The sequence below is a fragment of the Alkaliphilus peptidifermentans DSM 18978 genome, assembly GCF_900101495.1.
Classification (GTDB): domain Bacteria; phylum Bacillota; class Clostridia; order Peptostreptococcales; family Natronincolaceae; genus Alkaliphilus_C; species Alkaliphilus_C peptidifermentans.
The window spans coordinates 131,975-138,512 of record NZ_FMUS01000009.1; the positions used below are offsets into that span (position 1 = coordinate 131,975).

A 6,538-nucleotide genomic window follows, 5' to 3' on the forward strand; every position below is an offset into this window, starting at 1 on the left:
TCTATATCACCCTTCTTCGAATGATTCCACCAAAATAATCAATAACTATAACCATAGTCATAATAACTAAACAATCTACTGCCACCTTGTTATATTGAAACATTCTAAAATGAATGCTTAAGAGCTGACCTACCCCGCCTGCACCAACTAACCCCAATACCAAAGAGGCCCTAACGCTGACCTCAAGGCGATAAAATGCATTTGATAATACGTGGGGAATTACTTGAGGCACAATACCATAAAGTATAACTATTATTTTTTTTGCTCCTGTTGATGCAACTGCTTCCTGTGGGCCTATATCGGCGGATTCTATGATTTCAGAAAAGAGCTTTCCCATTACCCCTATGTTATGGATCATTAGGGCTAAAACACCTGCAAAAGGCCCCAAGCTTACTGTAGGCACGAAAATTAATGCGAATACAATTTCTGGTATTGATCTTATAAAGCTCAAAACACTTCTTAAAAATGTATATATTGACCAGTGGGGCGAAGTGTTTTTTGCCCCTAGAAAGCTAATTGGTATAGCTAATATTAAGGCTAAAAAGGTTCCCATAATTGCAATTTGTACTGTAATAACAGATTCTTTTAAAGCCATAGGTAGTACTGACCAATCTGGATTCAAAAAGCTCTTTTGAATAAAGTTCAATGTATTTCCAAAATCTCTAAATAATAAAGGATTAAATTTAGTACCGTTGGCACTCCATAAAAACAAAATAAGAAGACCTATCGTTAGATAGACCCTCTTACTTTTATCCGAAAGCTTTAGTTTACTATTTTCATGTGAAAGCTTAAGCATAATCTCTACAACCTTCCATCAGCCTTTGCTGCCTGTCTCACTGGCTCATAATCTTTATCATCTGCTTTTATAAAGCCGTTTGCGCCAAATACATCTAAGATTTCCTGATCTGTTACCTTTAAGAATGCTTCTTGAAAAGCCTCCTTAAGCTCATTTGGTGTTCCCTTTTTAACTGCCCATGGATATTGAAACAAGGGCTCAGATTGCCATATAACTTTTAGTTTGGTTTCATCAACAACTCCATTTTTCTTCATTACTTCAAAAATAGCACTATCTACAGCTCCAACGTCCACTTTCTTTTCCTGCACCGCCAGTGCAGCAGCATCATGACCGCCAGTATAAAATATCTCTTTAAAATCTGTATCCATCTGATCTCTAAATACGCCCTTTTCCTTTAAGGCTAAGGTAGGAATTAAAGAGCCAGAGGTGGAATTAACATCGCCAAAGGCAAATTGATACTGACCAACATCAGTAATCATGTCCTCTAAGGTGTTAATTGGTGAATCTACATGGGCTATCATATATGAATAATAGAAGGGCTCTCCATTTACTAGCAGAGTCATAATAGCTTCTGCACCACCTCTATCATTGGCTATGATATATGTTAGAGGTCCAAAATATGCCATGTCTACTTGTCCATAATTCATAGCCTCAACCACACCATTGTAATCGGGATATACTTCGACAATTACCTGTGTACCAAGCTCCTTAGAGAAGTGTTCACCTAGCTTATCCATTGCATTTTTCATGTCCCCTTGATTTTGTGTTGGAATTGCCCCAATAATAATTTTTTCTGGAATATACCAATTTTCATCCTGGTCTAACAATGCAGTTTGTTCATCCACTGCCTTTGGTTTAGTACAAGCTGCCAAGGATACCACCAGCATAATGATTAATGTTAAAGCTAAAAGCTTCTTCATGTCCTAACCTCCTAATGTTGAAATTTATGTTTATGTATTTTTTATTATCACAATGTAATTTTAATTAATAATAGTTATAGATGCAATCTATTTAACCAACTATTGAAATAATTGATATTACATGATACTTCTATTAGTAATTCCTATACAAAATCGATCAAAAAATAAATAGAACTGCTGTTCAGCCAGTTCTATTAAGACTAGTATCAATTTTTTACTAGTAACTAATTTGTATCAAAGGGCCAACTATTAATTCCCCCGAGGTCATACACATTTTTATATCCCATGCTTAATAAGGTATTTGCTGCAGTTTTACTTCTGTTTCCTGACCTACAATAAACAATAATCTTTTGATTTTTATTTGGGAGCTTTATTTCCACCTGCTCCGCCAAAACATTCAGTGGTATTAACAAGCTGCCTTCAATATGTTTTTCTTGATACTCTTCTTTACTTCTGACATCTAGTAGAATTACTTCTTCATTTTGTGAAAGCATTGCCTGTGCATCTGTAGGATTAATTGTTCGATACCCCGCCTGTTTTTTTGAATTATTATAAAAAAACAAACCTATTATTACAATAAGTAATATAATAGTCCATTTGTTCAAGGTCTCATCTCCTTTCCATTCAAGACACAAAAACCCATACTAATTATAAAAACTTATAAAATCTATAATTATTTTTTTCTATATCTTAACATAAAATACCCTTACTATGCATAGATAAACATTTGGTAATTAATAAAACATTACAAAAGGAGGTATCTGAAATTCTACCTCCCACTTGATTCATAAGTAAATACTATAGAAGTATTTTTCTATTTGCTAAGTATATCATAAACCTCTTCCATAGGAATTGGCTTACTAAATAGATATCCTTGACCTCCTTCACAATGATGTTTTCTTAAATAATCTAACTGTTCTTTTGTTTCTATACCCTCTGCAACCACTTTGTAGTTTAAATCTTGAGCCATAGATAAAATCGACTTAATAATAACTGCATCCCTAGTATTGTCTTCTATACTTTTTACAAAATTTCTGTCCAACTTTATTATGTCAATTGGTAAATTCTTTAAGTAGGTGAGTGATGAATACCCTGTGCCGAAATCATCCAAGGCAATTTTCAATCCTCTAGTCTTTAACACCTTTAATCTCTCTATTGCAGAATTAACATCAGCAATAATTGCAGTTTCTGTTATCTCGATAGTTATTTTTGAATAGTCAATATTAAAGGAAGAGAATAATTTATCTAATTCCATAAAGTTAACATCACTAGTTAAGGTTTTACTAGACAGATTTATGGAGATTTCCATATCTATAAAGCCGCGTTCCTCTAACTCTTTTTTCTGTATTAATGCTGTTTTTATTACCCACCGTTCAATATTGAATATTTGTCCAGTTTCTTCTGATAAAGGTATAAATTCGTCAGGGGAAATAAAGCCCTTTTCGGGTTGAAACCATCTTATTAATGCTTCCATACCATAGATTTTTTCTGTATCTAACCTGAATTTTGGTTGATAATATAATCTAAACTCATTATTTTCTATAGCATACTGTAGCTGATTGGCTATTTGTACATGCTTTATGTTATTACTCTGCATTTCATTATTATAAAAAGCTACACTATTTTTACAGGTTTTCTTTGCTTCATACATGGCTATATCAGCATTTTTAAAAAGCTGGGTTGCATCCGCTCCATCCTGTGGATATATGGCGATTCCAATACTCAAAGAAATAAAGAAGTGGTAATTATGTATTGACCAGGTGGTTCCGATTCTAGTTTTAATAGATTCTATTTTATTCAATATATCAAATGTTTCTTTTTCTCTAAATAATATTGCAAATTCATCTCCACCAAAACGAGCAACAATACTAGAATGGCTTATCTCTTCTTCAAGACATATCCCAATATATTTTAAGAATTCATTTCCTACATGATGTCCCAGAGTGTCATTAATATATTTGAAATTATCACAGTCAATATAGGCTATCATAAATTTCGTATTTTTTTGATTGATAAGCTTATTGATTTCCTTTTCAAATAAAAGGCGATTAGGTAAACCAGTTAAGGAATCATAGTAAGCCAACCGTCTGAATCTTTCTTCATCAGCCTTTCTTTCTGTAATATTTGTACCTACAGATATTATTTCGTAATCCTTTAAATCTGAAATATTAAGTACATTGCTATTCCATAAAATATCAAGTATTTTACCGTCTTTAGTTATAAATTGACTTTCATGATTTTTTAATTCTTTATCCCTTTTAATACGTTTAATTATACTCTCCATTTTAAATCTATTTTCCTCAGGAATATATATATCTAACCAGCATTTATTAAAAACCTCTTCCTCTGTATAACCGAATAATTCCTGCGCGAATGGGTTAATGCTTTTTATTCTTCCCTCATTATCCCATATGGCAATAATAACTGGGGCATCCTTAATAATATTTTCTGTAAAGTTCTTTTGATACCTTAACTCTTCTTCGATTGCGATTAGTTCTTCAAATGTAGTACTTAATTCCTCATATGATGTAAATATCACCTTTAAAGCTTTTTGAATTAAGCTCATTCGGCTTCTAACTAGCCAATAGATAAGAAGTGTAGTTATTATTACATACATCCATCCCTTGTATGTCTGTATTTGCCTATATAGTACAGGATCCTTAATTAGAAAATTTAAGAGGGTATCGGAAAGGAGTATCCATACCAAGCCGAAGAAGCTATAGATTATGGCAATGTAGAAGGATTCTTCTCTGGGGTTCATACGATTAGGCTTTTCAATATAATAAGCTATATCTTTATTTCGTTTTTCTAAAATGCTGGCTAAAGGTTTATACATCACCATTACCATCCTCAAATAGAATTTTTCATACTTAAGATATTTTATTCGTTACATTGATTATATAGTAAATTAATATACTAATTTGTCGAATTTTGTTACTTGCAATGAAAGTAGATATCATAAATTGGAGCTATTCCACTAACCAATACAGCTAAGCGACACCCCTCTGTCAACTATAATGATCCAATAAAAAATTGTAGTAATTTATAATGATAGCTCTATGAACACCTTCCCCTTCTATAGAATAAAATGGTTTATAATTGTTATCTTCAAAATATTATTTCGAAGGGAGAGAGGATTAATGGGAATAGTTAGTGATTTGATAGCCGATAGATTTAGAGATCACAGCTTTGATATTGCAAAACAAGATTATAAATTTATGCGTATAAAGACAGCAAAGGATGAGATAAGAAAAAAGTATCCAGACATTGAGCTTATTGACATGGGAATTGGTGAACCAGATTTACAGGCTGATGAAGAGGTTATAGATATCCTATGCCAGGAGGCAGGGAAGCTGGAAAATAGGTGTTATGCAGATAATGGTATCCTGGAATTTCAGAAGGCAGCAGCTCATTACCTTGATGAAGTATTTGGAGTAAAGGACCTTAACCCTCACAATGAAATACTTCATGGAGTTGGAGCTAAATCTATTCTTTCAATGATTCCCTTATGCTTTATTAATCCAGGAGATATTACACTAACCACCCTGCCTAGCTACCCAATTATTGCCACCCATACTAAATACCTGGGAGGAGTTGTCTATGGCCTTCCATTAACAAAAGCCAATAGCTTTTATCCTGAGTTTTCGAATATTCTAAATGTAATTTTATACCGATCAAAGCTCTTATATATTAATTATCCCAATAACCCCACTGGACAGGTAGCTACTGAAGAATTCTACAAAAGAGTTGTTGATTTCGCCCATAAAAATAATGTTGTTGTTATTGCTGATTCCACTTATTCCACTATTGTTTTCGATGATGAAAAGCCCTTGAGCTTTCTATCAATTGATGGAGCTAAAGAGGTAGGAATAGAAATACATTCTCTTTCTAAGGCCTTTAATATGACTGGGTGGCGGATAGCTTTTGCAGCTGGCAATTCCGAAATAATTAACATTCTAAGCACAGTGAAGGCTAACTCTGATTCAGGACAATTCAGAGCTATTCAAAAGGCAGGTGCTTATGCCTTAAAGCATCCTGAAATTTCTTCTAATAATTGCAAACGTTATTCCAGAAGGTTTGATTTGCTCATTGCTGCTTTAAATGAGGTTGGTTTTAATATAGAGAAGCCCCGTGCGACATTTTACTGTTATGTACCAATTCCTAAGGGAACTAAAGATGGGCTAGAATTTAAGGATGCAGAGGAATTCTCCATTTATCTGTTGAAGCATGCACAAATATGTACAGTTCCATGGAATACACCCGAGCCATATGTGAGACTATCTGTTACCTTTGAGGCTCAGGATTTTAATGATGAGGTTCGAATTATTAACGAATTTAAGGAACGATTATCGAAGCTACAGTTGGTCTTTTAGTTCGCCTTAAAAGTAACTGCCTATAACTAAAGCATTTCATGCTTTTAAAACAATGAAAAGATGCTTTTAACTTTCTTTTTATATAAAAGAGCGTCTACGACGCTTGAGGTTGATTACAAACCACCAGATTTTATCTAATCTGGTGGTTAAATTCTTTGTAAATTGATTTAAATGAAATTTTTAATTGTTTCTGCTACTAAACTATCAAAAACCCAAGATTATTCCTGGACTTTTGATAGCTTAGTGGCTATTTTTTTGATATTTTGTGCAGTAGCAGTCATTAAACACTGCATCTGAACTAAATGGAGTCCACGATAGTGGGCATACCTAAGGCCGTGCAATTCCTTTGCGTCAGCAAAGATTCTTTCCACGGTTTCTTTTCTGCGTTTATAGTAACGCTTACCTTTTTCAGTTTTCATAAATCTTCTAGCCTTATCGGCTAAGTCTTC

Annotated in this window: 6 protein-coding genes; 1 reads left to right on the forward strand and 5 read right to left on the reverse strand. The window is 33.5% G+C overall.

What is annotated here, in order from left to right:
- Nucleotide 1: 1 nt before the first annotated feature.
- The 4 genes from phnE to BLP68_RS08380 form a co-directional block, all read right to left on the reverse strand.
- Nucleotides 2-796, reverse strand: a complete 795-nt coding sequence (phnE, locus tag BLP68_RS08365) for a phosphonate ABC transporter, permease protein PhnE (protein WP_091542353.1) — start codon at nucleotides 794-796, stop codon at nucleotides 2-4.
- A 5-nt stretch (nucleotides 797-801) separates the two neighbouring features.
- On the reverse strand, nucleotides 802-1,716 hold the full coding sequence (gene phnD, locus BLP68_RS08370) for a phosphate/phosphite/phosphonate ABC transporter substrate-binding protein (protein WP_091542355.1): 915 nt from the start codon (nucleotides 1,714-1,716) through the stop codon (nucleotides 802-804).
- Nucleotides 1,717-1,940: 224 nt separating this feature from the next.
- Entirely contained in the window at nucleotides 1,941-2,321 is a 381-nt protein-coding gene (locus BLP68_RS08375; RefSeq protein WP_091542358.1) for a rhodanese-like domain-containing protein, read from the reverse strand.
- 209 nt (nucleotides 2,322-2,530) lie between these two features.
- Nucleotides 2,531-4,558 (reverse strand): sensor domain-containing protein, encoded by a 2,028-nt coding sequence (locus tag BLP68_RS08380; RefSeq protein WP_176758936.1) that lies wholly within the window; start codon nucleotides 4,556-4,558, stop codon nucleotides 2,531-2,533.
- Nucleotides 4,559-4,856: 298 nt separating this feature from the next.
- On the opposite strand from BLP68_RS08380, the gene BLP68_RS08385 reads away from it, so the two are divergent.
- Nucleotides 4,857-6,089 (forward strand): LL-diaminopimelate aminotransferase, encoded by a 1,233-nt coding sequence (locus BLP68_RS08385; protein ID WP_091542366.1) that lies wholly within the window; start codon nucleotides 4,857-4,859, stop codon nucleotides 6,087-6,089.
- A 218-nt stretch (nucleotides 6,090-6,307) separates the two neighbouring features.
- Here BLP68_RS08385 and BLP68_RS08390 read toward each other — a convergent pair.
- Nucleotides 6,308-6,538 (reverse strand): transposase (locus BLP68_RS08390; protein WP_408606029.1); only part of this gene is annotated, 231 nt, incomplete at its 5' end.